The following is a 26,366-nucleotide window of genomic DNA, read 5'->3' as shown; positions in this document are numbered from 1 at the left end:
AGACCTTGCTAAGTTGAGACATAAAGATAACCATGCGTTATCCGTTTTTGCGACAAGCGCTTATGTTGCCCGGGAGGAACTCATGCCGCATACCATACCTGCGCATCAGCGAAGGCTACCAGACTGCGTTTATCCACCCGACTGGCTGCGTCGTGAAGAACCTGACGCCGCGCGGCAAACGGGAACCACGCTTTATGCGTTGATGCAACGTGCCGGAGAGGCCGCTTACCAATACGCCCGTCACCGTTACCCGAATGCGCGCCGCTGGCTGGTGTTGTGTGGGCATGGCAACAACGGCGGCGATGGCTATGTGGTAGCCACGCTTGCGCGCGCTGCTGGGATTGAAACCACCGTGGTCGCGTGCAGGGCGGCACGCCCTCTGCCAGAGGAAGCACAGTGTGCTTACGCGACATGGCAGAAGGAGGGCGATATGGCATTGACGCCCGACGCCCCCTGGCCTGACGGAATCGATTTGATTATCGACGGCCTGCTCGGGACTGGGTTATCCTCCGCGCCGCGTGCTCCTTATGATGCGCTGATCGCACGCGCTAATGCCCACGGTGCGCCGGTGCTGGCGCTGGATATCCCTTCTGGATTGAATGCGCAAACCGGTGCCTGTGCCGGAGAGACGATCGTCGCTGCCTGCACAGTCACCTTTATTGCGCTAAAACCGGGGTTGCTGACGGGCAGGGCACGCGCTTGTGTCGGCACGCTACGTTATGCGGATTTGGGCCTGTCCAGTTGGTTACAGCAGCATTCCGCGCCGATGCGACGTTTATCCCGTGAACATTTACCGGGCTGGCTGACGCCCCGTTCACCGCTGGCACACAAAGGCGATCATGGCCGAGTGCTGCTGGTGGGGGGCAATGCCGGCATGGGGGGCGCGATTGCGATGGCGGGAGAAGCCGCATTGCGCAGCGGGGCGGGGTTGGTGCGAGTACTCACTCACATGCAGTACGCGGCGGCGCTGCTGATGGCGCGCCCTGAACTGATGGTGCAAGCGCTGAGTGATGCCAGCCTGCGTGAAGGGCTTGACTGGGCTGATGTGGTGGTGATTGGTCCGGGACTGGGGCAAGATGGCTGGGCGAAAAGTGCACTGCGCGCCGTGGAAAATTGTAACAAACCCATGCTATGGGACGCGGATGCGCTAAACCTGCTGGCAATGAGCCCTTTTAAACGTCAAAATCGTATTTTAACCCCACATCCAGGGGAAGCAGCGCGCCTGCTGAATTGCCGAGTGGCGGAGATTGAAAGCGATCGCTTACTTGCTGCCCAGAGACTGGTACAACGCTATGGCGGCACGGTGGTGCTAAAAGGGGCGGGTACTGTGATTGCCGATGAGTCTGATGCGCTGGCGCTGGTTGATGTCGGTAATCCGGGCATGGCGAGTGGCGGCATGGGCGACGTGTTGTCTGGTATTATTGGTGCATTGCTTGGACAAAAATTGTCACGCTATGCAGCGGCTTGCGCCGGATGTGTGGTGCACGGCGCGGCGGCCGATGCGCTGGCCGAGCAGCGCGGCACGCGAGGGATGTTGGCAACTGATTTGATGCCAGTATTGTCCCGCTATGTTAATCCTGAGTGGATACCCTTAGAAAAGACAGAATGAAAAAAGTAGATTTTCCGCTGCCGGATGAGGCAGCTACCATCGCATTAGGGGCATCGTTGGCGCACGCCTGCGACAGCGCGTGCAGCATTTATCTTTTTGGCGATCTGGGCGCGGGTAAAACCACGTTCAGTCGCGGCTTCCTTCAGGCGCGCGGCCATCAGGGCAACGTGAAAAGCCCCACCTATACGCTGGTGGAGCCTTACGCGCTGTCACCGTTGGCGGTGTATCATTTCGACCTTTACCGTCTGGCCGATCCTGAAGAGCTGGAGTTTATGGGGATCCGCGACTACGTGACGCAGGATGCCATCTGCCTGATTGAGTGGCCTCAGCAGGGCGAAGGCATTCTTCCTGGCGCCGATCTCGAAGTGCATCTGAACTATGAAGCGCAAGGGCGGCACGCGCAGTTGATCGCCATATCGGCGCTGGGTGAACGTATCCTGACGCAGATCTCTTCTCTGCCGGAGAGTGAAACGCCATGATGAAACGCGTGCTCGCTCTGGTGATGTGGGCTGGGCTGCTGCTGGCCAGTACGGGTTGGGCTGCCAACCTCTCTGATATCAAGGTGGAAAACGGCGATAATCAGGCGACGGTCAGCCTGAATTTTAGCGGACAACCGATCTATGCCTTTTTCCCGCTCAACAACCCGGATCGGGTGGTGATAGACATCCGCCAGACCGGTGTGGTTCAAGGGTTACCGCTCGAGTTCAGCGGGCAAAACATTATCAAACGCATTCGTACCAGTCAGGCGAAAGATGCACAGAGCCTGCGACTGGTGCTGGATTTGACCCAACCGGCCAAAACGCGCGCTTCGACACAGAAAGCTGGCGCGGGGTTTAACGTGGTGTTTACCGTTGCTGGGCAACAGAAAGCGAAGGTGGCAAAAGCGCCATCGTCGACTCCCGCAACGCGTGAAACCCGTAACACGGCCCCGGTTGAATCGGGTGGCAATCCGTTTAATAACAAACCTACCGTGGTGGTGAACAGCAATGCCTCCGCGCGTGCAGCAACGCCACGTTCCAGCGGTGCCAGCGAACCGGTGGTCGTCGCCATTGATGCCGGGCATGGTGGGCAGGACCCCGGTGCCATTGGGCCTTCTGGCTTGCGCGAGAAAAACGTGACGCTGGCGATTGGGCGCAAATTGCATACCTTGCTCAATAGCGATCCTAATTTTAAAGGGGTGATGACGCGTGACGGCGATTACTTTATCTCTGTCATGGGGCGCTCCGACGTGGCGCGTAAGCAAGGTGCCAACCTGCTGGTCTCCATTCACGCGGATGCGGCACCAAACCGTGGGGCCTCCGGTGCTTCTGTATGGGTGCTCTCCAATCGGCGCGCGAATAGCGAAATGGCTAACTGGCTGGAACAGCACGAGAAACAGTCGGAACTGCTCGGTGGGGCAGGCGATCTGCTGGCAAACAACAGTGCAGACCCTTACCTGAGCCAAGCGGTGCTGGATTTGCAGTTTGGTCACTCTCAGCGCGTCGGTTATGACGTGGCAGTCAAAGTGTTGCAGGAAATGCAGCGCGTCGGGTCGTTGCACAAACGCCGCCCGGAACACGCCAGCCTGGGCGTGCTGCGATCGCCGGATATTCCCTCGTTGCTGGTGGAAACCGGCTTTATCAGCAACCTGACTGAAGAGCGCCTGCTGGGAAGCAGCGATTATCAGGATAAAATCGCCACGGCGATCTACCGGGGGTTGCGCAGCTATTTCCAGTCGCATCCAGTACAATCCGTCCCAAAGCAGGAAAATCGACCGGTCGTACAGCCGGTCAACCGTAAGGCCGCGACGCCCACCACGTCGGCATCCAGCAGCACATCAGCATCCGGTAGAACCGAGGCCACGCGCCATACCGTGGCGCGCGGTGAGTCACTTTCAGGGATTGCCGCGCGTTATGGCGTCAGCATGGCGGCGTTGCGCAGTGAGAATAATCTGAAAAAAGACGGCGTATGGGTGGGGCAGAAACTGCGTATTCCGGCGGGGGTTCGCACATCGACGGCACCGGCCGCAGTGACGCGCACCGCCGTTCCGGTCAAGCATAAAGTGGTAAAAGGAGATAGCCTGAGTGCCATCGCCATGCGATATGGTGTAAGTATGAAGGAGATCCAACGTGCCAATGACATGACGTCCGGCACGGTACAACTTGGGCAGACGCTGATCATCCCGTCAGCCTGATGCCGTTCGCGACGCTGGTGCGTCCATAACAGAGGAACTCGCATGCCGATTCAGGTTCTGCCTCCCCAACTGGCTAACCAGATTGCCGCCGGAGAAGTGGTGGAACGCCCCGCTTCCGTGGTGAAGGAACTGGTGGAGAACAGTCTCGATGCCGGGGCGACCCGAATTGATATCGATATCGATCGCGGCGGGGCAAAACGCATTCGGATTCGTGATAACGGCACGGGAATCGGCAAAGACGATCTGGCCTTGGCGCTGGCGCGTCATGCAACCAGCAAAATTGCCACGTTGGACGATCTCGAAGCCATTATCAGCTTAGGTTTTCGCGGTGAGGCGCTGGCGAGTATCAGTTCCGTTTCACGCTTAACGTTGACGTCTCGTACGGCGGAGCAGAACGAAGCCTGGCAGGCCTACGCGGAAGGCCGTGATATGGCGGTGACGGTAAAACCGGCAGCGCATCCGGTGGGCACCACGCTGGAAGTGCTCGATCTGTTCTACAACACCCCCGCGCGGCGCAAATTCATGCGCACAGAAAAGACAGAATTCGCGCATATTGATGAAGTGGTGCGACGCATTGCGCTGGCGCGCTTCGATGTGGCGATCACCCTCAACCATAATGGTAAAACGATCCGCCAATACCGTGCCGCGCTGGACGCCTCGCAGCATGAGCGCCGCGTTGGCAACATTTGCGGGCCGCTGTTTTTGCAGCACGCGCTGCGGATTTCCTGGCAGCACGGTGATTTGTCCATCCACGGCTGGGTGGTTGAGCCCGAGGGCGCAAAACAACTGACCGACATGCAGTATTGCTATGTCAATCAGCGCATGATGCGCGATCGGTTGATCAATCACGCTATCCGTCAGGCTTATCAAGACAGTTTGCACGGTGAGCAGCAGCCCGCCTACCTGCTGTTTCTTGAAGTGGACCCGCACCAGGTTGACGTCAACGTGCATCCGGCCAAGCATGAAGTGCGTTTCCATCAGTCGCGGCTGGTGCATGATTTTATCTATCAGGCGGTGGTGAGCGTATTACAGCAGGCGTCTGAGCTGCCGTTGGCGACCGTGGCCCCTGACGCCGCAACCGGGACCATCGCATGGCAGCCGGAAAATCGCATCGCCGCAGGGGAAAATCAATTTGCGCAGCCCGCACGCACGGTGGAGCATGCGCCAGCGAAAACTGCAGACATTTCGGTGCGCCAGATGAAGGAGAGTGTCCCGGCCTATCCGTCGCGCGGCTCTCAAACGCAAGGGCGAGGGCCTATGCCCCTCACTGGCGCACCCTACCAGAAAAAACAGGGTGAGCTTTACCAGACTTTATTGAAACCGGCGTCCGTAGCGGAAACCGTTCAAGAACCTGGCGATACGGCCGTGCCAGCGGCTGTGCCGGATGTGGATCCGGTCAGCGTGACTCAAGGCTTCGGCCGTCTGTTAACCGTGTTTGCGCCCAGTTTCGCGCTGGTGGAGTATCAGCACGGATTGGCGGTGGTGTCATTGACGCACGCCGAGCGTTACCTTAAGCGCACGCAACTGTTGCCGCCGGAACAAGGATTACGTCCGCAACCGCTGCTGATTCCACAACGCTTGACGGTGGAAAAAAATGAACGCGAAGCGCTGCTTCATCATCAGGCACTATTGGCGCAGTTTGGTATCGATATCGCGTTGGAATCCCAGAGAGCGCTACTGCGCGCTGTACCTTTACCATTGCGCCAACAAAATTTACAAAACTTGATCTCTGAACTGTTAGGCTATCTTGCGTTGCAACCTGCGTGCACGCCTGAGCAACTGGCGACCTGGTTGTCGGAGCAACTGCACAGCGACCACGAACGTTGGAGCCAGGCGCAGGCGATACAACTGTTAACAGAAATAGAGCGCCTTTGTCCGGAACTGCCAAAACAGCCGCCCGCATCGCTGTTGCAGCGGGTTAGCGTGGAAGATGCCATTAAGGCTTTGAAAGTATGACTGAATTAGTGAACGCGGCCCTTCCCCCGGCGATTTTTATCATGGGGCCGACCGCGTCAGGAAAAACCGCGCTGGCGATGGCGTTGCGACAATCGTTGCCCGTTGAGTTGATTAGTGTAGACTCTGCCCTTATCTATAAAGGTATGGATATTGGCAGCGCCAAACCCAGCGCCGAAGAGTTGGCTCAGGCTCCACACCGTCTGATTGATATTCTCGATCCGACGCAGGCGTATTCCGCCGCGGATTTCCGCCGCGATGCGTTACGGGAGATGGCGGAGATTACCGCTGCCGGGCGCATTCCCCTGCTGGTGGGGGGAACCATGTTGTACTTTAAGGCGCTGCTGGAGGGATTGTCACCGCTGCCGTCAGCCGACATGGCCGTGCGTGAGCGCATCGAAGCGCAGGCGCGTGAGCAAGGGTGGGAAGCACTGCACCGCCAATTGTGTGAGATTGATCCCGTTGCAGCGGCTCGGATTCATCCAAATGATCCGCAGAGACTGTGTCGGGCACTGGAAGTTTTTTTCGTTTCAGGTAACACTTTAACCGAGCTGACAAAAACAGCGGGTGAGGCGTTGCCTTACCGTGTGCATCAGTTTGCCATCGCACCGGTGACGCGCGAGTTGTTGCACGAGCGTATCGCGCTGCGTTTTCAGCAGATGCTGGCGGCAGGATTTGAGGCGGAAGTCCGTTCGCTCTTTGCCCGGGGCGATTTACATCAGGATTTGCCGTCTGTTCGTTGTGTTGGTTATCGCCAGATGTGGTCATATTTATCCGGCGAGTTTGATTACGATGAGATGGTGTTCCGGGGTATCTGTGCGACACGTCAGTTGGCGAAACGTCAAATGACCTGGTTGCGCGGTTGGGACGGCGTTCATTGGTTGGACAGTGAAAAACCGCAGGATGCGTTTGAACGTGTGATGGCGGTGGTACAGGCACCTTGATGTGCGGGTTTATTATGCGCGCATAGTTAGTGCATAGGGTGGCCGATTGTGTACAATTGGCGAGTCTCAGCGCACAACTTTTTTACATCATTATTTTAGAGCCTTGGGGTTCTTTGTTACAAACAACAAGCAAATAAGGAAAATATAGAATGGCTAAGGGGCAATCTTTGCAAGACCCGTTCCTGAACGCGCTGCGTCGCGAACGTGTTCCGGTTTCTATTTATTTGGTGAATGGTATCAAGTTGCAGGGCCAGATCGAGTCTTTCGATCAGTTCGTTATCTTGTTGAAAAACACGGTTAGCCAGATGGTGTATAAGCACGCTATCTCCACCGTGGTGCCGTCTCGTCCGGTTTCTCATCACAGCAATAACCCTGGCACCAGCAACTACCATGGTGGTTCGTCTGCAAATCAGCAGTCGTCGGCGCAGGAAAGTGATGACGCGGAATAACGCGTATTGCGCTTTCACCCCGGTGGGGAGCTTGTACACATCGCTAACGCTTTCCACCAGGGTGTTTTTCGTTTGTTTGAGAGGTCGCACGTTTGTTTGACCGTTATGAAGCCGGTGAACGGGCCGTATTGGTTCATATTTATTTTTCGCAAGACAGAGATACGGACGATTTGCTGGAGTTTGAATCTCTGGTTTCCTCCGCCGGTATCGAGTCATTGCAGGTGATCACCGGTAGCCGTAAGGCACCGCACTCCAAATATTTTGTGGGTGAAGGCAAGGCGGAAGAAATTGCGCAGGCGGTGAAAGCCACCGATGCCTTTGTTGTGCTGTTCAATCATGCGCTGACGCCTGCTCAGGAGCGTAACCTTGAGCGTTTGTGCGAATGCCGTGTTATCGACAGAACCGGATTGATTCTGGATATTTTTGCCCAGCGTGCGCGTACTCACGAGGGGAAATTGCAGGTTGAACTGGCGCAGTTGCGTCACCTTGCCACGCGTTTGGTAAGGGGATGGACGCACCTTGAGCGTCAGAAAGGGGGGATTGGCCTGCGTGGGCCGGGTGAAACCCAGCTCGAAACTGACCGTCGCTTGTTGCGTAACCGTATCAGCCAAATCCTCTCTCGCCTTGAGCGCGTGGAGAAGCAGCGTGAACAAGGGCGTCGCGCCAGAACGCGCGCGGATGTGCCCACGGTTGCACTGGTGGGCTACACCAACGCCGGAAAATCCACCCTGTTTAACGAAATGACAGCGGCAGGCGTTTATGCTGCCGATCAGCTGTTTGCCACACTGGATCCTACGCTGCGACGGATTAATGTTGTGGATGTCGGGGATACGGTGTTGGCCGACACCGTGGGATTTATTCGTCACTTGCCGCACGATTTGGTGGCGGCGTTTAAAGCGACATTACAGGAAACGCGTCAGGCGTCGTTGCTGTTGCACTTAGTGGATGCTGCCGATCCTCGTATTAACGAGAATATCGTGGCGGTAAATGACGTGCTGGCGGAAATCGAGGCTGATGAGATTCCTGTGCTGCTCGTGATGAACAAAATCGACATGTTGGACGGTTTCGTTCCGCGTATCGATCGCAACGAAGAGAATGTGCCGGTCAGGGTATGGCTTTCTGCCCAGACGGGTGACGGAATTTCGTTGTTATTTCAGGCATTGACGGAGCGGCTATCAGGGGACATCGCACATTATTCTCTGAGCCTTCCTCCGCAGGCAGGACGCCTTCGTAGTCGTTTTTACCAGCTTCAGGCAATAGAAAAAGAATGGATTGAGGAAGACGGTCGCGTGGGTCTTATCGTGCGTATGCCGATGGTGGACTGGCGTCGTCTTTGCAAACAAGAGCAAGAACTCGCGGATTATGTGGTTTGAGACTGACTTGTTGGTCGATATCGGCATCGTTCTGCGGACTCTGGGATATTGAACCTGAAGAACACCAATCATAAAAGAATGGAGCTAAAACATGGCGTGGAATCAGCCCGGTAATAACGGACAGGACCGCGACCCGTGGGGGAGCAGCAATAATCAAGGCGGCAACTCTGGCGGAAACAATAATAAAGGCGGCCGGGATCAAGGTCCTCCCGATCTGGATGATATCTTCCGCAAGCTGAGCAAAAAGCTGGGCGAACTGGGCGGAAGCAGGAATTCAGGTAACGGCGGCGGCACCTCTGGCAGCGGCCTGGGCGGCCGTGTCGTGGGTATTGTCGCGGTGGCGGCAGTGGTGATTTGGGCCGCGAGCGGCTTTTACACCATCCGAGAAGCCGAGCGCGGCGTAGTAACACGCTTTGGCAAGTTCAGCCACCTGGTAGGGCCGGGTCTGAACTGGAAACCGACATTTATCGACTCGGTTCGTGCGGTAAACGTGGAGTCTGTGCGTGAATTGGCCACATCGGGCGTGATGTTGACGTCGGATGAAAACGTGGTGCGCGTGGAGATGAACGTTCAGTATCGTGTCACGGAGCCGGAGCGCTATCTGTTTAGCGTCACCAATGCTGACGACAGTCTGCGTCAGGCGACGGACAGCGCCCTGCGCGGGGTTATCGGTAAATACACCATGGACAAAATCCTCACTGAGGGGCGCTCCATCGTGCGTACTGACACGCAACGCGTATTGGAAGAGACCATTCGTCCGTACAACATGGGGTTAACCCTGTTGGACGTTAACTTCCAGGCGGCGCGTCCGCCGGAGGAAGTGAAAGCTGCGTTTGATGACGCGATTGCTGCTCGTGAGAACGAACAGCAATACATCCGTGAAGCAGAAGCCTATGCCAACGAAGTGCAGCCGCGTGCCAACGGCCAGGCACAGCGTGTGCTGGAAGAGGCGCGCGCTTATCGCGCTCGTATCACGCTTGAAGCGCAGGGTGAAGTGGCGCGTTTTGCCAAGATTCTGCCGGAATACAAAGCCGCGCCAGAAATTACCCGCGAACGTCTCTATATCGAAAGCATGGAGCGCGTACTGGGACATACCCGGAAAGTGTTGGTTAATGACAAAGGCAACAGCCTGATGGTGCTGCCGTTGGATCAACTGATGCGCGGTCAGACTGGCAATGCCAGCGGTAACGCGACCAGTAACACCACGGCTGCGCCGATGCGTCTGCCGTCTGCACCGAATAACAACGGAGCAACCACCGGACAAACCCGTACCAGCACGGGTGGAACTGTCATGGACCAGCGTCGTGCAAACGCGCAGCGTGATTTTGGGAGAGAATAATAATGCGTAAGTCTATCGTTTTTATCCTCGCCCTAGTGCTGATGGTGCTCTATGCCTCAGTGTTTGTGGTGCAGGAAGGCCAGCGTGGGATCGTGATGCGCTTTGGCAAAGTATTGCGCGATGGCGAGAACAAACCCGTTATTTACTCGCCGGGCTTGCAGTTCAAAGTCCCGTTTATTGATACCGTGAAGACGTTGGATGCGCGTATCCAAACCATGGAAAATCAGGCCGATCGCTTCATTACTTCGGAGCAGAAAGACCTGATCGTGGATTCTTACATCAAATGGCGCATCAGTGATTTCAGCCGCTACTACCTGGCGACAGGCGGCGGTGACATTTCTCAGGCTGAAGTGCTGCTCAAACGTAAGTTCAGCGACCGCTTGCGTTCTGAAATCGGCCGTTTAGACGTGCGTGGTATTGTTACCGATTCTCGTGGCCGACTGATGTTGGACGTGCGTGATGCGCTGAATACCGGTACCGGTGAAACCACGGAAGCGGATAGCGCCATTGCCTCTGCTGCTGCGCGCGTGGAGCAAGAGACCAAGGGTGCGCAACCGCACATCAACCCGAACAGTATGGCGGCTCTCGGTATCGAAGTGATCGATGTGCGTATCAAGCAGATCAACCTGCCGACGGAAGTGTCGGATGCGATCTTCGCCCGTATGCGTGCAGAACGTGAAGCGGTTGCCCGTCGTCACCGTTCTCAAGGTCAGGAACAGGCTGAGAAACTGAAAGCGGCGGCAGATTATCTGGTGACCCGCACTCTGGCCGAAGCGGAACGTGAAGCGCTGATCATGCGCGGTGAAGGGGATGCGGAAGCGGCCAAGCTGTTTGCCAACGCGTTTAGCGAAGATCCGAACTTCTATGCCTTTATCCGTAGCCTGCGTGCCTATGAAGCCAGCTTCAACGACAATCAGGACGTGATGGTGCTCAGCCCGGATAGCGACTTCTTCCGCTATATGCGTTCACCCACGACCTCGCTTGCACGCTGATTAGCGTTACCGTTTTTCACCAAAAGCCCGTATGGTTATACGGGCTTTTTTAATGGCAAAATTTTTCATCGGAGTGGGTATGAGTATCACTATTTGGCTGGCGCTGGGCCTGGTCTTGATTGTGGAAGGGCTGGGGCCGCTGCTGTTTCCACGGATTTGGCGTCGTATGATCCTGGCGATGGCGCAGCAGCCAGATACAATTTTACGCCGTTTTGGCGGCGGATTAGTGGTTGCTGGCATTGTGATCTACTACATGTTGCGTCATCGCGCGGGAAGCTAAATTGCCTCAAAAAATGTGCGCAAACGTATGCTAAAAGTACTGAAAGCAACCAAGTGAGATGATAGAATCCATTTTTAAGCAACCTGGTGATTCTTGAAATGGGTAAGAACGTCGTCGTACTGGGCACCCAATGGGGTGACGAAGGTAAAGGCAAGGTCGTTGACCTGCTGACTGAACGGGCTAAGTATGTTGTGCGCTACCAGGGTGGTCACAATGCTGGTCACACTCTGGTTATCAACGGTGAGAAAACCGTCCTCCACTTAATCCCCTCTGGCATCCTGCGTGAAAACGTGGTTAGCATCATCGGTAACGGTGTTGTGCTGGCACCTGATGCGCTGATGAAAGAGATGACCGCATTGGAAGCGCGCGGTGTTCCGGTACGCGAACGTCTGCTGCTTTCTGAAGCTTGTCCGCTGATTCTGCCTTATCACGTCGCGTTGGATAACGCGCGCGAAAAAGCGCGTGGCGCGAAAGCTATCGGTACTACCGGTCGTGGTATCGGCCCTGCGTATGAAGATAAAGTGGCGCGTCGTGGTTTGCGCGTGGGCGATCTGTTCGATAAGCAGACGTTTGCCGTCAAACTGAAAGAGATCGTCGAGTACCACAACTTCCAACTGGTTAACTATTACAAAGTGGAAGCGGTGGACTATCAGAAAGTGCTGGATGACGTGCTGGCGATTGCCGACATTCTCACTGCCATGGTGGTAGATGTCTCCGATCTGCTGTTCAAAGCGCATCAGCGCGGCGATCTGGTGATGTTCGAAGGCGCGCAAGGCACGCTGCTGGATATCGACCACGGTACCTATCCGTACGTAACCTCCTCTAACACCACGGCGGGCGGCGTTGCCACCGGTTCTGGTCTGGGTCCGCGTTACGTAGACTATGTGCTGGGTATCGTTAAAGCCTACTCTACCCGCGTGGGTGCTGGTCCGTTCCCTACCGAACTGTTTGATGATGTTGGTGAACATCTGTCGCAGAAAGGCAATGAGTTTGGTGCAACCACCGGCCGTCGTCGCCGTACCGGTTGGCTGGATGCGGTTGCCGTGCGCCGTGCCGTACAGATCAACTCCCTGTCCGGTTTCTGCATGACCAAACTGGACGTGCTGGATGGACTGAAAGAAGTGAAGATCTGCGTCGGCTATCGTATGCCGAACGGTGACGAAGTGGATGTGACGCCGCTGGCGGCTGAAGGTTGGGAAGGCATCGAGCCTATCTATGAAACCCTGCCGGGCTGGACGGAAAGCACCTTTGGTGTGCAGGACCACAGCAAACTGCCGCAGGCTGCGCTGGACTACATCAAGCGCGTGGAAGAAGTCACCGGCGTGCCGGTTGATATTATCTCCACCGGCCCTGATCGTAGCGAAACCATGATCCTGCGCGATCCGTTCGATGCGTAATGTGTAAACCATACTAAACGCATCAACGAAAAAAGGACGGGAAACCGTCCTTTTTGACGTTCTGTCATTCCCGCGAAGGCGGGAATCTCTTGCAGGTGAAACGCGTTTCTTCTGGCAGAGATCCCCGGCTTGCGCCGAGGATGACAGAGAGAGGTGAGTGTCGCTGTTTTAGGTCGGTTTATCAGCAACCTCGAAGGACGAAAAGCCGTCCTTTTGGCTTTAGTTCTGTTTTACCGCTCGTCGCTTTCATCCTGCGCGGATGCTGCTTTCTTCTCCAACGCCGCCAGCAGCGTGTTGTGAATATTGCCGAACCCGCCGTTACTCATCACCAGAATATGGTCACCCGGTTGAGCGGTTTTGGCGATCATCTCTACCAGCGTGTCGATATCCGCGCTCCAGTGCGCCGGCTGCACACAGGCATCAGCCACTTCAACCACCTGCCACGGAATGTGCTGCGGCTGGAACAGGAACACCTCGTCTGCACGGCCTAATGACGGGGCTAGCTCATTCTTGATAACGCCCATTTTCATGGTGTTAGAGCGTGGCTCCAGCACGGCCAAAATGCGTGCCGTTCCGCCCACTTTGCTGCGTAATGCGGCCAACGTGGCAAGGATCGCCGTTGGGTGGTGTGCAAAATCGTCGTAGACGCTAATGTTGTTGACGGTGCCGCGTAGTTCAAGGCGGCGACGGGCGTTGATAAATCCGCCCAGCGCACGGCAGGCTTCTTCTGCGGGCACGCCGACATGGCGCGCCGCCGCGATGGCCATCAGGGCGTTATGCATGTTGTGCTCGCCCACCAGCTTCCAACGTACTTCGCCGACCCACTCATCGTTCAGATAAACCTGAAATTCGCTGGCATCGGTCGTGACTTTTTTCGCTTTCCAGACACCGTCGTCACCCACTAACTCCTGCTCGCTCCAACAGCCCATACCCATCACCTGTTTAAGGTGTAAATCATTGTCTGGCAATATGATTTTACCGGTTCCCGGCACCAGACGAACCAGATGGTGGAACTGTTTCTGGATGGCTTTCAGATCGTCAAAAATATCCGCATGATCGAATTCGAGGTTGTTCAGGATCAGCGTGCGCGGCGCATAGTGCACGAATTTTGAACGTTTGTCGAAGAACGCACAGTCATATTCGTCGGCTTCCACTACCATAAAGGTGCCGCCACCCAAGCGGGCAGAAACGGTAAAGTTGCCGGGAACACCACCGATGACGAATCCGGGTTGGTAGCCGCAGGCTTCCAGAATCCAGGTTACCATCCCGGCGGTGGTGGTTTTACCGTGTGTGCCCGCAACGGCAATCACCCAGCGTTCACGCAGCACCGCGTCATGCAGCCACTGTGGCCCGGAGACGTAGGGAATGTTTTTTTCCAGCACCGCCTCGACGCAAGGGTTGCCGCGACTCATGGCGTTGCCAATGATCACCAGGTCCGGCGCGGGGTCTAACTGCGACGGGTCATAGCCCTGAATGAGGCTGATGCCTTGTTCTTCCAGCAACGTGCTCATCGGAGGATAGACGTTGGCATCCGAACCGGTAACCTCATGTCCCAATGAACGAGCGAGCAGTGCCAAACCGCCCATAAAGGTGCCACAGATGCCCAAAATATGAATACGCATACATTTTCCATCAGTTCCTGAAAGTCTTCGCGTATTCTAGCGCCTGGATTACGCATAAGAAATGGATTTGACTAGGTGCGGCTTTCTGTTTGGGCTACACTGCATGCGCAAACATGAGCGGTGAAAACTGAAACCGCTTTTCATTCGTAGATTCTGGAATAGTGTTATGAAAACGTTAGGCGAATTTATCGTCGAAAAACAGCACGATTTCTCTCACGCAACCGGTGAACTGACCGCGCTGTTGTCCGCACTCAAACTGGGCGCCAAAATTATTCACCGTGATATCAACAAGGCTGGACTGGTTGATATCCTGGGAACCAGCGGCGTGTCGAACGTTCAGGGCGAAGTGCAGATGAAGCTGGATCTGTATGCCAATGAAAAACTGAAAGCGGCACTGAAAGCGCGTGGTGAAGTAGCGGGGATTGCCTCCGAAGAAGAAGATGAGATCGTCGTTTTTGAAGGCGACCGCGGTCTAAACGCCAAATATGTGGTGTTAATGGACCCGCTGGATGGTTCTTCCAACATTGATGTTAACGTATCTGTTGGCACCATTTTCTCCATTTACCGTCGTATTACCCCGTTGGGTACGCCGGTCACGGAAGCGGATTTCCTGCAACCGGGTAACAAGCAGGTGGCGGCGGGTTATATCGTATACGGCTCCTCGACCATGCTGGTGTACACCACCGGTCACGGCGTGCATGCCTTTACTTACGATCCTTCCCTGGGCGTTTTCTGCCTGTCGCACGAACGCGTGCATTTCCCGGAAAAAGGGAACATGTACTCGATTAACGAAGGGAACTACATCAAATTCCCGCAGGGCGTGAAGAAGTACATCAAGTACTGTCAGGAACAGGATGAGGCAACGCAGCGTCCTTACACCTCGCGCTATATCGGCTCACTGGTGGCGGATTTTCACCGTAACCTGCTGAAAGGCGGCATCTACTTGTACCCGAGCACCGCAAGCTATCCGAAAGGAAAATTGCGTTTGCTGTACGAATGCAACCCGATGGCATTCCTGGCGGAACAAGCAGGCGGTAAAGCCAGCGATGGCGCACGCCGTATTCTCGATATTACGCCGGAAAAATTGCACCAGCGCTGCCCGTTCTTTGTCGGCACCGAATCCATGGTGAACGACGTGGAACATTTCATCGCTGAGTTCCCGGACGAATAGCGACGGTTTGCACCAACGCCGCTGAGAGGTATTGCCATATACCCTAACGACTTCGCGTGGCCGACCTACCCGCTACGTGAAAGAGGATGGGTATCCCTTTACTGCCCCGGCGTTTGACGACTAAACCAGCTTTCCAGAATAATGACGGCCGAGGTGGCATCCACCTGGCCTTTATTCAATGCGCGAAACCCACCGCGTTCAAACAGGTCAGCCCGTGCTTCTACGGTGCTCAGACGTTCATCCTGTAGTTCCACCGGTTTGCCGAAACGCCCGTGTAAACGGTTGGCGAACTTGCGCGCTCTTGCGGTCAGCTCCTGCTCGGTGCCATCCATGTTCAGCGGCAACCCCACCACCAGTAAATCAGGCTGCCACTCGTTGAGTATTTTCTCTACCTGGTTCCAGTCAGGCACGCCGTCCTGCGCCTTGAACGCCGTAAGCGGTCGCGCAGTGCCGGTGACTTCCTGGCCGATGGCAACACCGATGCTTTTGGTGCCAAAATCGAAGGCCATCAGGGTTCGGTTGGTCATCAGGCATGCCCCGCATCGGCCACGATATTGTGGATATCGATACCAATCCTTTTCGCCGCCATGCGCCAGCGCTCTGCGATCGGGGTATGGAACAGGATATCGGCTTCTGCGGGGGCGGTGAGCCACACGTTCTCCAGCAGTTCTGTTTCCAATTGTCCCTGTTCCCAGCCGGAATACCCCAAGGCCACCATCGTTTCCCGTGGCTGTGTCGGTGTGCCCAGCGTCTCCAGCACATCTTTTGACGTGGTAACCATGACATCGCTGGAAATACTGATGCTGGAACCAAAACCCGACTGCGGCGTGTGCAGAATAAAACCGCGATCGTCCGCCAGCGGACCACCGGAGAACACCGGCTTATCCAGACGAATGTCGGGATCGCGAGGCGTCGGCTCGATACGCAGCTTGCTCAGGATGTCTTCTACCGAAAATTGGTCCATCGGTTTGTTGACGATAAGCCCCATTGCACCGTCTTCATTGTGCTCGAAAATATAGATCAGGGCGCGTTTGAATACCGGATCCTGAACGGCTGGCATGGCGATAAGAAAATGATGCTGTAAATTCATTGTGCGTGGTTATTCGCTCTGGTCAGGGGGAAGGGGAAGCCCGTGTTGCCACGGGCGGGTATCGGTGGGTATCCCTCATGCTGGGCACCGTAATGCAGGATACCTTAACGCGAAGTACATTAACGTAAAGCACATTAATGCCAAGAACCTTTACACCAACCACCTTAACGCTGGCGATCTGCCAGGCGGCGCTCAATGGCATCCATCAGCATACCGGTAATGGAAACGTCAGGAAATGCCGCTTCGATTTCCCGCGCGCAGGTAGGGCTGGTCACGTTGATCTCTGTCAGTCGATCGCCGATGACGTCAAGACCGACAAAAATCAGCCCTTTCTGTTTCAACGTCGGTGCCACCGCGCGCGCGATTTGCCAATCGCTTTCCGTCAGCGGGCGCGCTTCACCGCGTCCACCGGCAGCCAGATTACCGCGCGTTTCACCGCTTTTCGGGATACGCGCCAGGCAATAGGGCACGGGTTCGCCATCCACCACCAGAATACGCTTGTCACCGTCTTTGATGGCGGGCAGATAGTTTTGCGCCATGCAGTAGCGCTGGCCGTGTTCGGTCAGGGTTTCGATGATAACCGAAACGTTAGCGTCATCCTGTTTCAGCCGGAAAATCGACGCGCCGCCCATACCATCCAGCGGTTTGAGGATCACATCACCATGCTGCTGGTGGAACTGACGCAGCTTGTCGGCGCGGCGCGTGACCAGCGTATCCGGCGTCAGGTGCGGGAACCAGGCGGTAAAGAGCTTCTCGTTACAGTCACGCAGGCTTTGCGGCTTGTTGACGATCAGCGTGCCTTTTTCTTCCGCCCGCTCCAGGATATAGGTGGCATAGATGAATTCGGTATCGAACGGCGGATCCTTACGCATCAGGACCGCATCCAGTTCGTGCAGGGCGATATCCTGCTCGCCGTGGAAATCGTACCAGCCATCATAGTCGTACTGTACGCTGAGGCGACGCGTGGTGGCACGGGCTTCACCAGCATGAAGATAGAGGTCGTTCATCTCCATGTAATGCAGCTCATAACCGCGGCGTTGCGCTTCCAGCAGCATGGCAAAGCTGGTGTCTTTCTTGATGTTGATGGAATCGATGGGATCCATCACGATGCCGAGCTTGATCATGGTTTTTCTCCTTTACCCCACATCGCCGAAACGCACCTGTAAGGCGGTGATGGCGGTAAGTGCAGTCGTTTCAGTACGTAAAACGCGCGGCCCCAACAGAATGTCGGTGAAATGGTGCTGGGCCGTCATGGCTATTTCATCGGCAGACAGGCCCCCTTCGGGACCAATGAGTAACCGAACGCGCGCAAGCGGTACAGGCAGCGTGTTGATGCTGTGCGTCGCGCGCGGGTGTAAATTCAGTTTCAGGGCTTCATCGTGCTCGGCGCACCAATCCTCAAGCGTCATGGCGGGCCGGATTTCGGGGATACGGTTACGGCCACACTGCTCACAGGCGGCGATAGCGATTTTTTGCCACTGCGCGATTTTTTTCTCCAATCGCTCACCGTCCAGTTTCACGCCGCAACGCTCAGAAAACAGCGGTGTGATGACATTGACCCCGAGTTCAATGGATTTTTGCACGGTGAACTCCATCTTCTCGCCGCGCGACATCACCTGACCCAGGTGCAGATGGAGCGGTGACTCTTTGTCTTCCCCAACGCCGGGTTGCGTGCGGACGATAAGCTGCTTTTTACTGACCGACAGGATCTCGGCTGCAAAAACGTGGTTGCTGCCGTCAAAAAGCTGCAACGCGTCGCCCGGATTCATGCGCAGCACGCGGCCCACATGGTTGGCGGCATCCTCACTCAATTCGATGTCACCCCCCGTGAGCGGCACGGTCTCGGGGTGAAAAATACGCGGTATTCGCATAGGTCTATCTTGGCCTTTGGTGATTCACAAGCGCGTGTCCGGCGGCGATGTTTACGGTATCGCCGCAGTACATGTCGTGATCAGCGGCGTTGGTTGAACGCTCTATAGTAGGTAGTGGAACTAGCGCTGGCAAGCCTGCTGAACGTAAGGATTATGATTCCCCTGCTGCTCGGCAATGCGCTGGTCACGGGTGCATTCCCAGGAAGTCACGGGGTAGAGCTTGTCCCATGCGGTAAACAGCTGGGTTTGCTGGCTGGAAAGCTGCAGTTGGTAGCGATCGCGCATGTAAAAATAGGTCCGGGCGATGGCACCGCGTGCCCGCTCGGGCGGTTCTGCCAGCTTGTTTTTGAAATCAATCTTCATCGCGCATTGGCCGTACTGGCCTTCACCGCCGTTCCATTGACCATACATGAAGTTGCCGCGATCGCCATTCACCTCACCAATGCTGGGTTGCAGGTTGTGCAGATCGGTTTCCATGTCGCGATACACCTCATCGCCTGTGCAGTTTTTTCTGCCGCCGTCTTGCCAGCATTGACGTTGATGGCCGAACTGCCAGGCAGGCACCACGTGTTCCCACTCAATGCGCTGTGCGCGATCGGCGTTTTTGCGCACGGTATAACCGCAGGAGGCGAGATCGGGGGTGCCTTTTTTGCCTTCCCAGGAGATACGGCATCCGCAATAGAAGGAGCCGGGTGCATCCTGATGAATACGCACGGCAACGGCTTTGGCCTGAGTGAAATTATTGATGGTTTGCGCTGCGGCAAACGCCGAAAACAGTGCACCACTCAGTGTGGAAATAACAAGAATGTTGCGAAGCATATTCCAAATTTACCCCTTGGCGTAAAACGCGCAGAGTAGCGAACGTCGACGTATCGCGCAAATGGATACTGTACGTTTTATCGCGCCGTGAGGAGGAACGGCTTAGGTCTGTGGCGCGGCGTCGAGCTGTAGCGGCGTACCGCACTTCAGACAGCGATAAGTGGCATCGCCGCGTTGGGCCCGATAGTGGCGACGCACGCTCAACTGGTGCTGCTGGCAGGCGCAACGATAAGGATAGGTTTTGCCCTGCACGGAGGCAGTGGCGAAACGGTGGGTGCGTTTCGCCGGGGTTTGCAGAATCTGTTCCATCATCCAGCGCCACTCTTTGCCATGGGGCGCAACGCGGCCGAAGCGGGCATACACCAGCAGATGAGCCAGTTCGTGGGGAACCACCTCATCGATGAACGCTTGTTGGTTTTCCAGCAACAGCACCGGGTTCAGACGGATTTCCCATTGCTGTAGCCAGGCGGTCCCGGCGGTTGCACCGCGCTGCTGATAGCTGACGCTGGGCTCCGAGTACTGGCTGCCTAAGGCTTGATTAGCAAATTGCAGGCGTTCACGCAGACAGTGCATGACAGCGTGATGGAGAGCGATAGGAATGCGAGGCGTGTTCATGGCGTTGAGGATAGAACGAGGCAAAACGGGATGCAACTGAAAGGCGCATTCCTCTCCCGCCTTTGACCGGAGAGGAATGCCCTGTGGTGGTTACAGACCGGCAGACGCGCGCAGTTGTGCGGCCTTGTCGGTTTTCTCCCACGGGAAATGCTCGCGGCCAAAGTGGCCATAAGCGGCAGTTTCCTGATAAATCGGGTGCAGCAGGTCGAGCATCTGAATCAATCCGTAAGGACGCAGATCGAAGAACTCGCGTACCAACTGAGTGAGGCGCTCTGCCGGGATTTTTTCTGTGCCAAAGGTTTCGATCATGATTGAGGTCGGTTCGGCCACGCCGATGGCGTAGGACACCTGGATCTCACAGCGATCGGCCAAACCCGCAGCGACGATGTTTTTCGCCACGTAGCGCGCGGCATAGGCCGCAGAGCGGTCAACCTTGGACGGGTCTTTGCCGGAAAACGCACCGCCGCCGTGACGCGCTGCACCGCCGTAGGTATCCACGATAATCTTGCGACCGGTCAAACCGCAGTCACCCATCGGGCCACCGATAACGAAACGGCCTGTCGGGTTGATAAAGAATTTGGTGCTGGCAGAGAGCCATTCAGACGGCAGAACCGGCTTGATGATCTCTTCCATCACTGCTTCATGCAAATCGCTTTGCGCAATATCTTCCGCGTGCTGTGTCGACAGGACCACCGCGTCAATACCGACGATCTTGCCGTCATCATATTGGAAAGTGACCTGGCTTTTTGCATCCGGACGCAGCCACGGCAGCGTGCCGTTCTTGCGCACTTCAGCCTGACGCTGTACCAAACGGTGAGCGTAGGTGATGGGAGCTGGCATCAGCACGTCGGTTTCATTGGTGGCATAACCGAACATCAGACCCTGGTCGCCCGCGCCTTGTTCCAGGGGATTGCTGCGATCGACGCCCTGATTGATATCCGGCGACTGTTTACCGATGGCGCTTAACACAGCGCATGAGTTGGCATCAAACCCCATCTCAGAGTTGACGTAGCCAATCTCACGTACCGTACGACGCGTGATTTCTTCAATATCTACCCAGGCGCTGGTGGTGATCTCACCGCCCACTAACACCATACCGGTTTTCACGTAAGTCTCACAGGCGACGCGCGCCTTGGGATCTTGTTCCAAAATGGCGTCAAGAACCGCATCAGAGATCTGGTCTGCAATCTTGTCCGGATGCCCTTCAGAAACGGATTCCGACGTAAAAAGGTGTTTAGCCATGCGTTTTATACCTTCAAAGCAAATGCTGTAGTAGTCGCGGTGTGTCAGTAAAACAGTATAGATGGATTAACATCTGGATGGCTATTCTAGGTCACTTGGCGGACGGATTACCAGCAGTTTTTTGTTTCTGGACGGCTATCATCGAAATATTGTATTGCCGTTTTCCCCGTCATACTTCAAGCTGCAGATGCGTTGGCTGCGTTCGTTATTCGGCCCATCCCTGGGCCTCACCTCTGACGAGGCCGCCGCAAGCGGCGTTCAAATCTGCTCCCGGCAGATTTGTCACCCGAATCACTTACTTGAGTAAGCTCATCGGGATTCCCTTACTTGCCGCCTTCCTGCAACTCGAATTATTTAGGGTACAAAAGGTTGAAAAGTGATTTTCATTTTGCTTTTACCCCCACATATCGGTATAAACGGCGAGCGGTTGCAGTGTCCCGTAACGCGTAGCGGAAAGCGTATATGCTCCCTGTTTTGACCCATAGCCTGACCGCAATCGTTGCGGCGGCACGGAGGTGATAGGTTTAATGATCCACGGTTTGCCGAGTCCGTTGCATTTGCAACAGGTTTCTTTTGACGTATCGGCGTCAAATACTCAGCCTTTCTTTTTTTCTTCTCACTCTGCTGTTTCCCGAAGTCGCGTGTCCACGAGCTTAACGCAGGACTCCCGGGCAGGCTGATACGCCTATGTTCAGGGTTTTTGCCGCGTTTGCGTGCGTTGTCTTTCTACTATTTTTTAGCTGTGTAACCCAACGCGTGTGCTGCCGCCTTTGTTGCGCAGGCACGGATTGTTACGTTTTCTTTCGCGGGTGCGACGGAGTCTGATAGCGTGTTTTACTACACTAATAAAGGTCACATAACGGCGGCATACTGCATGCAGCCAGTTTTTTCACCGCTGTCGCCATCAACGTGGGTGGAAGTGACACAGCGTTTTGGGACAGGTCGTAATGTGATGAGTGGAATGAATAAAGAGGTGCGTTATGTCTGACGATATGATTGAAAATGGCTCGTCAGCGACGGGTAAACGTGAACATTTACGCTCTATGCAAGAGGTGGCCATGAATGACCGCAATGCCAGCGAGATGCTACGGACGTACAACATTGCCTGGTGGGGCAACAACTATTACGACGTGAACGAGTTGGGGCATATCAGCGTTTGCCCGGATCCGGACGTGCCGGAAGCCCGCGTTGATTTGGCGCGGCTGGTGAAAGAGATGCAGCAGGACCACCAGCGTTTGCCTGCGCTGTTCTGTTTTCCGCAAATTCTGCAACACCGTTTGCGTTCGATTAACGCCGCGTTTCGTCGTGCGCGGGAGTCCTTCGGCTACGAAGGCGGCTATTTCCTGGTGTACCCCATCAAGGTTAACCAGCATCGGCGCGTGATTGAATCGCTGGTGAATTCGGGTGAACCGCTGGGGCTGGAGGCGGGCTCAAAAGCTGAATTGATGGCGGTGCTGGGACACGCGGGTATGACGCGCACTGTGATCGTGTGTAACGGTTACAAGGATCGCGAATACATCCGTCTGGCGCTGATCGGCGAGAAATTGGGGCACAAGGTGTATCTGGTCATCGAGAAGATGTCCGAGATTAAACTGGTGCTGGAAGAGGCTGAGCAGCTCAACGTGGTGCCGCGCCTTGGCGTGCGTGCGCGTCTGGCCTCGCAGGGCTCAGGCAAGTGGCAATCCAGCGGCGGTGAAAAGTCCAAGTTTGGTCTGGCTGCGGTGCAGGTTCTGCAACTGGTCGAGATGCTGCGCGAAGCGGGGCGTTTGGACAGCCTGCAACTGTTGCACTTCCATCTCGGCTCCCAGTTGGCCAATATTCGCGATATTGCCACGGGTGTGCGCGAATCCGCCCGTTTCTATGTGGAACTGCACAAGCTGGGCGTCAATATTCAGTGTTTCGACGTCGGCGGTGGGCTGGGCGTAGATTATGAAGGCACCCGCTCTCAATCTGACTGTTCGGTCAACTATGGCCTGAATGAATACGCGAATAACGTGATTTGGGGCATTGGCGATGCCTGTAATGAACACGGTCTGCCGCACCCGATGGTGATCACCGAATCCGGGCGTGCGGTTACCGCACACCACACGGTGCTGGTGTCCAACATTATCGGGGTGGAGCGCAACGAGTTCAGCGAGCCGATGCCGCCGGAAGAGGACGATCCCCGCGCGCTGGAAAGCCTGTGGTCAACCTGGCAGGAGATCAAAATGCCGGGAACGCGGCGTTCCTTGCGTGAATGGTTGCACGACAGCCAGATGGATTTGCATGATGTGCATACCCAATATACGCACGGGATGTTAAATCTGACGCAGCGTGCGAAAGCGGAGCAGCTCTATCTCAGCATCTGCCAGCAGATTCAGCAGCAGCTTGATCCCAGCAACCGCGCGCACCGTCCGATCATTGACGAGTTGCAGGAACGCATGGCGGATAAATTGTATGTGAATTTTTCGTTGTTCCAGTCGATGCCGGATGCCTGGGGGATCGATCAGCTGTTCCCGGTGATGCCGCTGGAAGGTTTGGACAAACTGCCTGAGCGCCGTGCCGTGCTGCTGGATATTACCTGTGACTCGGACGGAACCATCGACCATTACATCGATGGTGATGGTATCGCGACCACCATGCCGATGCCGCCTTATGACCCGGAAAATCCGCCGCTGCTGGGCTTCTTTATGATTGGGGCCTATCAGGAGATCCTGGGCAACATGCATAACCTGTTTGGCGATACGGCGACGGTGGATGTCTACGTGTTCCAGGACGGCTCCATCGAACTGGAAGAGTCCGATGAAGGCAATACGGTGGCAGACATGCTGGAGTACGTGCAACTGGATCCCGAAGTCCTGATGTCGCGTTTCCGCGATCAGGTGAAAGAGACCAACCTGCCTGCTGACATTCAGTCGCAGTTTCTGGATGAGTTCGAAAGCGGCCTGTATGGCTACACTTACCTGGAAGATGCCTAGTTTGAAGGCATAAAAAAGGGAGGCAATAGCCTCCCTTTTTATCTCTGTTTAATACAGGCAACACGCTTAAGGCGCATTGGCGCTGCCTTCACCCAGTTTAATGATTTGTCGTTTAAACAGAATGGTGGCAATCAGCAGCAGGGAATTCTTGTCGTGCACGCCGTATTTGTTTAACAGCCTTGCTTTGCTGTTCAGTACTGACTTTTTATTAATCCCCACCCGTTCGGCGATCACTTCCGGCGAATACCCCTCGCTCCAGTACCGAAATACCGCATGCTCGGATTTGGAGAGTTTAACCGGCTGGGCGGCACCACTTTCATGGATCTCTTCTATATTCAATATGTTAGAGAAGTATCCGATCGACGTTGATTTAGGGATAAGCACCGTTTTTTCATCAATGCAAACGGGTTCGTGGTTTGAGTTATTAATAATGATGAAAACGGAAACAATGTCATAAAAGTGACATTTTATCGACGCGTAGTATTCCTCGAAGCCTTCACTTGCGCCATCGATGATAAAAATGCATTTTTTTCTTCCCTGGGGTATCAATGTAAATCGATTTGCAGACTTTACATGCAACGCGGGGACACGTGAAAAAATTTCACGTAAGCCGACAAGCGTAAAGTTGCATTTGCTAAAAATTCTCACATCCATGGTGTTTTGACTTTATGAGTTTATTCAAAAAAAACATATCTCAAATATTGTTGTCAATATTGCGCTCGTCGGGTTAGTCGTCCAAAAACCACTTTGAAATAATTTGAAATATTTATCTGTCTTACGAATCCGCTATCTCAAAAATAGGACTAACGAAAATAATTAGTCTATCTCAATGATAAAATTGACAAATTTTTACAACTCTCGCGTGACTATCATATCAAATTTAGGGAATTTTCCTATTAAAAAATATAATGTATTGAAAATACATGGTGTTACGCTATCGAATTAATAGGTATTAGCGAGAAGATTAATTACTATAATTGATTGAAATTATGTAATTAATTACTTTTATTTATTTAAGTGATAACGGAACATGGATGAAGGCGAAAAACTTTTATTTATCGTGCCATCAGAGGGTGCGCCATCGTTATTATAAATTATCCATACAAATAAAATGACTTCTCTGTTAAGGGAAGATTAATAGCGTGGGGTAATTCCTTTAGCCGATAATTACAGCGACGTACCGATTCGATACATCGCTGCGGTGAGGGTATCTGTCGGGTTACTTGCCTGCGGCGATACGATCGCGAATATGTTGCGCGCGTTCTTCGGCGGCAGGGTGTGAATCAAACATGCTGCTTTGTCGGCCCGCATCCAGTTTGGCCAGTTTCTCAAAGCTGCTGGCTAATCCTTGTTGATCGATACCGCGCCGTTTTAGCAAGTCGAAAGAGTAGTCGTCGGCCTGACGCTCTTGCGTCTGCGAAAACTGGGCATTCACCAGTTTTTCTCCCATATCCGCCAATTGGGATTGTGATAATGAGGTCGCCACGCCGCCCGCCGAGGCGACGGCAGTGCGGGCCGCGCTGGTGGCATAGGCTACCTGCATCGCCTTACGGCTATGACCCAAGGCCACATGCCCCATTTCATGCCCCAATACGCCTTCGACTTCATTGTCCGTCATGATATCCATTAACCCGCTGTAGACGCGGATGCAGCCATTGGCCATGGCCCAGGCATTCACGTCTTTGGTCAGGTACACCTTGTAGTTGGCGGGGGTGCCATTGATATCGTGGCCGAGCGCATCGGCGATGTTGTTCAGCCGTTTTGTATAGCTGCTGTCGGCGGGCGCGATTTTGGCCTCTTTATCCATTTGTGCACAAGACTGTTCGCTGAGCGTTTTTACCTGCGCGTCGCTCAGCGTCGCCGCCTGAAACGCTTGCACCCCTGATTGCATCAAGGTGTTGTTATCCAGATTTTGACAGCCGCTCAGTAGGCTGGTGATAGTCAGAGCTAACAGCGGTGTTCTGATCCTCATACCCTTATCTTCCTCACTGGTTTTCAGGCTCATGCAGATTCTGCTCACGGTAAGGCAGAAAAGATGTTCCTTTTTATCGACCACTATGATGAAACCCGGTTTCAAAATAGAGGAAAGCGAATGGTCTTAATATCGGAAAACGGCGAATTCACTCGCACTTTCAGCAGGCTTTGCTGCATGTAGGATAGCTAAAATCCTGTTTGGCGCAAAATAGCCATGAAATCCTGTTATTTCGCCAATGGTTCCATGTGCAATCGCCAGCATTTTCATGTACATTTATAGCCATCTCTCTTTGGTCTTCCTGGCTAACGTATTGATTATTAAACGTATGTTTGGCAAGACATCTGTTCAATCCGATCTGGAGTAAAGCATGTCCTCTCGTAAAGAACTTGCCAACGCTATCCGCGCACTCAGCATGGACGGCGTGCAAAAAGCCAAATCCGGTCACCCGGGCGCACCCATGGGTATGGCAGATATCGCCGAAGTCCTGTGGCGCGA

General features: G+C 54.7%; 24 protein-coding genes. 14 read left to right on the top strand and 10 right to left on the bottom strand.

Features of this window, described 5'->3' with window-relative positions; genetic code table 11:
- The first annotated feature begins 82 nt into the window (after nucleotides 1-82).
- From nnr to J5067_RS21925, 11 genes are all read left to right on the top strand, one after another.
- Nucleotides 83-1,609 (top strand): bifunctional ADP-dependent NAD(P)H-hydrate dehydratase/NAD(P)H-hydrate epimerase, encoded by a 1,527-nt coding sequence (nnr, locus tag J5067_RS21975; protein WP_264652018.1) that lies wholly within the window; start codon nucleotides 83-85, stop codon nucleotides 1,607-1,609.
- Entirely contained in the window at nucleotides 1,606-2,088 is a 483-nt protein-coding gene (tsaE, locus tag J5067_RS21970; protein WP_264644455.1) for a tRNA (adenosine(37)-N6)-threonylcarbamoyltransferase complex ATPase subunit type 1 TsaE, read from the top strand. Before nnr ends, tsaE begins: the two co-directional genes overlap by 4 nt.
- Nucleotides 2,085-3,782, top strand: coding sequence for an N-acetylmuramoyl-L-alanine amidase AmiB (gene amiB / locus J5067_RS21965; RefSeq protein ID WP_264652017.1), 1,698 nt, complete (start codon nucleotides 2,085-2,087; stop codon nucleotides 3,780-3,782). Before tsaE ends, amiB begins: the two co-directional genes overlap by 4 nt.
- 42 nt (nucleotides 3,783-3,824) lie before the next feature.
- Nucleotides 3,825-5,738 carry a DNA mismatch repair endonuclease MutL gene (gene mutL / locus J5067_RS21960; RefSeq protein WP_264652016.1) on the top strand — a complete coding sequence of 638 codons (1,914 nt, stop codon included), beginning with the start codon at nucleotides 3,825-3,827 and terminating at the stop codon, nucleotides 5,736-5,738.
- Nucleotides 5,735-6,679 (top strand): tRNA (adenosine(37)-N6)-dimethylallyltransferase MiaA, encoded by a 945-nt coding sequence (miaA, locus tag J5067_RS21955; RefSeq protein WP_264652015.1) that lies wholly within the window; start codon nucleotides 5,735-5,737, stop codon nucleotides 6,677-6,679. The genes mutL and miaA overlap by 4 nt, the downstream gene beginning before the upstream one ends.
- Before the next feature lie 149 nt (nucleotides 6,680-6,828).
- Nucleotides 6,829-7,128 (top strand): RNA chaperone Hfq, encoded by a 300-nt coding sequence (gene hfq, locus J5067_RS21950; RefSeq protein ID WP_252321358.1) that lies wholly within the window; start codon nucleotides 6,829-6,831, stop codon nucleotides 7,126-7,128.
- 92 nt (nucleotides 7,129-7,220) lie between these two features.
- A complete protein-coding gene (gene hflX, locus J5067_RS21945; RefSeq protein WP_264644459.1) occupies nucleotides 7,221-8,501 on the top strand; it encodes a ribosome rescue GTPase HflX in 1,281 nt (426 codons plus the stop codon).
- Nucleotides 8,502-8,592: 91 nt separating this feature from the next.
- On the top strand, nucleotides 8,593-9,840 hold the full coding sequence (hflK, locus tag J5067_RS21940; RefSeq protein ID WP_222159847.1) for an FtsH protease activity modulator HflK: 1,248 nt from the start codon (nucleotides 8,593-8,595) through the stop codon (nucleotides 9,838-9,840).
- A gap of 2 nt (nucleotides 9,841-9,842) precedes the next feature.
- Nucleotides 9,843-10,832, top strand: a complete 990-nt coding sequence (gene hflC, locus J5067_RS21935) for a protease modulator HflC (protein ID WP_264644460.1) — start codon at nucleotides 9,843-9,845, stop codon at nucleotides 10,830-10,832.
- A 79-nt stretch (nucleotides 10,833-10,911) separates the two neighbouring features.
- The gene (locus tag J5067_RS21930; protein ID WP_264623813.1) at nucleotides 10,912-11,112 is read left to right on the top strand and encodes a DUF2065 domain-containing protein; all 201 of its coding nucleotides are present in this window, start codon (nucleotides 10,912-10,914) and stop codon (nucleotides 11,110-11,112) included.
- A gap of 98 nt (nucleotides 11,113-11,210) precedes the next feature.
- Nucleotides 11,211-12,509: an adenylosuccinate synthase gene (locus J5067_RS21925; RefSeq protein WP_264644461.1), complete on the top strand. Its 1,299-nt coding sequence runs from the start codon at nucleotides 11,211-11,213 to the stop codon at nucleotides 12,507-12,509.
- A 230-nt stretch (nucleotides 12,510-12,739) separates the two neighbouring features.
- Here J5067_RS21925 and mpl read toward each other — a convergent pair whose 3' ends face one another.
- Nucleotides 12,740-14,131 carry a UDP-N-acetylmuramate:L-alanyl-gamma-D-glutamyl-meso-diaminopimelate ligase gene (gene mpl, locus J5067_RS21920; RefSeq protein ID WP_264652014.1) on the bottom strand — a complete coding sequence of 464 codons (1,392 nt, stop codon included), beginning with the start codon at nucleotides 14,129-14,131 and terminating at the stop codon, nucleotides 12,740-12,742.
- Between the two features lie 166 nt (nucleotides 14,132-14,297).
- Here mpl and fbp point away from each other — a divergent pair, with 166 nt between their 5' ends.
- The gene (fbp, locus tag J5067_RS21915) at nucleotides 14,298-15,302 is read left to right on the top strand and encodes a class 1 fructose-bisphosphatase (RefSeq protein ID WP_264644463.1); all 1,005 of its coding nucleotides are present in this window, start codon (nucleotides 14,298-14,300) and stop codon (nucleotides 15,300-15,302) included.
- A gap of 98 nt (nucleotides 15,303-15,400) precedes the next feature.
- Here fbp and ruvX read toward each other — a convergent pair whose 3' ends face one another.
- From ruvX to metK, 7 genes are all read right to left on the bottom strand, one after another.
- Nucleotides 15,401-15,829: a Holliday junction resolvase RuvX gene (gene ruvX, locus J5067_RS21910; RefSeq protein WP_264644464.1), complete on the bottom strand. Its 429-nt coding sequence runs from the start codon at nucleotides 15,827-15,829 to the stop codon at nucleotides 15,401-15,403.
- A complete protein-coding gene (locus J5067_RS21905; RefSeq protein WP_264644465.1) occupies nucleotides 15,829-16,392 on the bottom strand; it encodes a YqgE/AlgH family protein in 564 nt (187 codons plus the stop codon). Before J5067_RS21905 ends, ruvX begins: the two co-directional genes overlap by 1 nt.
- Before the next feature lie 164 nt (nucleotides 16,393-16,556).
- Nucleotides 16,557-17,516, bottom strand: a complete 960-nt coding sequence (gene gshB / locus J5067_RS21900) for a glutathione synthase (protein WP_264644466.1) — start codon at nucleotides 17,514-17,516, stop codon at nucleotides 16,557-16,559.
- A gap of 12 nt (nucleotides 17,517-17,528) precedes the next feature.
- Nucleotides 17,529-18,263: a 16S rRNA (uracil(1498)-N(3))-methyltransferase gene (rsmE, locus tag J5067_RS21895; protein WP_264644467.1), complete on the bottom strand. Its 735-nt coding sequence runs from the start codon at nucleotides 18,261-18,263 to the stop codon at nucleotides 17,529-17,531.
- 120 nt (nucleotides 18,264-18,383) lie between these two features.
- On the bottom strand, nucleotides 18,384-19,082 hold the full coding sequence (gene endA / locus J5067_RS21890; RefSeq protein WP_264644468.1) for a deoxyribonuclease I: 699 nt from the start codon (nucleotides 19,080-19,082) through the stop codon (nucleotides 18,384-18,386).
- Nucleotides 19,083-19,184: 102 nt separating this feature from the next.
- The gene (locus tag J5067_RS21885; RefSeq protein ID WP_264644766.1) at nucleotides 19,185-19,697 is read right to left on the bottom strand and encodes a SprT family zinc-dependent metalloprotease; all 513 of its coding nucleotides are present in this window, start codon (nucleotides 19,695-19,697) and stop codon (nucleotides 19,185-19,187) included.
- Nucleotides 19,698-19,787: 90 nt separating this feature from the next.
- A complete protein-coding gene (gene metK / locus J5067_RS21880; protein WP_264644469.1) occupies nucleotides 19,788-20,939 on the bottom strand; it encodes a methionine adenosyltransferase in 1,152 nt (383 codons plus the stop codon).
- Nucleotides 20,940-21,919: 980 nt separating this feature from the next.
- Between metK and speA the strand changes: the two genes are divergently transcribed.
- A complete protein-coding gene (speA, locus tag J5067_RS21875) occupies nucleotides 21,920-23,896 on the top strand; it encodes a biosynthetic arginine decarboxylase (protein WP_264644470.1) in 1,977 nt (658 codons plus the stop codon).
- Between the two features lie 66 nt (nucleotides 23,897-23,962).
- Here the strand turns inward: speA and J5067_RS21870 are convergent, their stop codons facing one another.
- Together J5067_RS21870 and J5067_RS21865 are read right to left on the bottom strand one after the other, a co-directional pair.
- Nucleotides 23,963-24,550 carry a LuxR C-terminal-related transcriptional regulator gene (locus J5067_RS21870; protein WP_264652013.1) on the bottom strand — a complete coding sequence of 196 codons (588 nt, stop codon included), beginning with the start codon at nucleotides 24,548-24,550 and terminating at the stop codon, nucleotides 23,963-23,965.
- 565 nt (nucleotides 24,551-25,115) lie between these two features.
- Entirely contained in the window at nucleotides 25,116-25,868 is a 753-nt protein-coding gene (locus J5067_RS21865) for a M48 family metallopeptidase (protein WP_264644472.1), read from the bottom strand.
- A 370-nt stretch (nucleotides 25,869-26,238) separates the two neighbouring features.
- Between J5067_RS21865 and J5067_RS21860 the strand changes: the two genes are divergently transcribed.
- A partial coding sequence (locus tag J5067_RS21860) for a hypothetical protein (RefSeq protein WP_181845996.1) occupies nucleotides 26,239-26,366 on the top strand: 128 nt, incomplete at its 3' end.

Source organism: Candidatus Symbiopectobacterium sp. NZEC151 (assembly GCF_025962655.1).
In the GTDB taxonomy this organism is placed as follows: Bacteria; Pseudomonadota; Gammaproteobacteria; order Enterobacterales; family Enterobacteriaceae; genus Symbiopectobacterium.
Note: the sequence above shows the minus strand (reverse complement) of the source record. Positions and strands in the feature narration are given on the sequence as shown.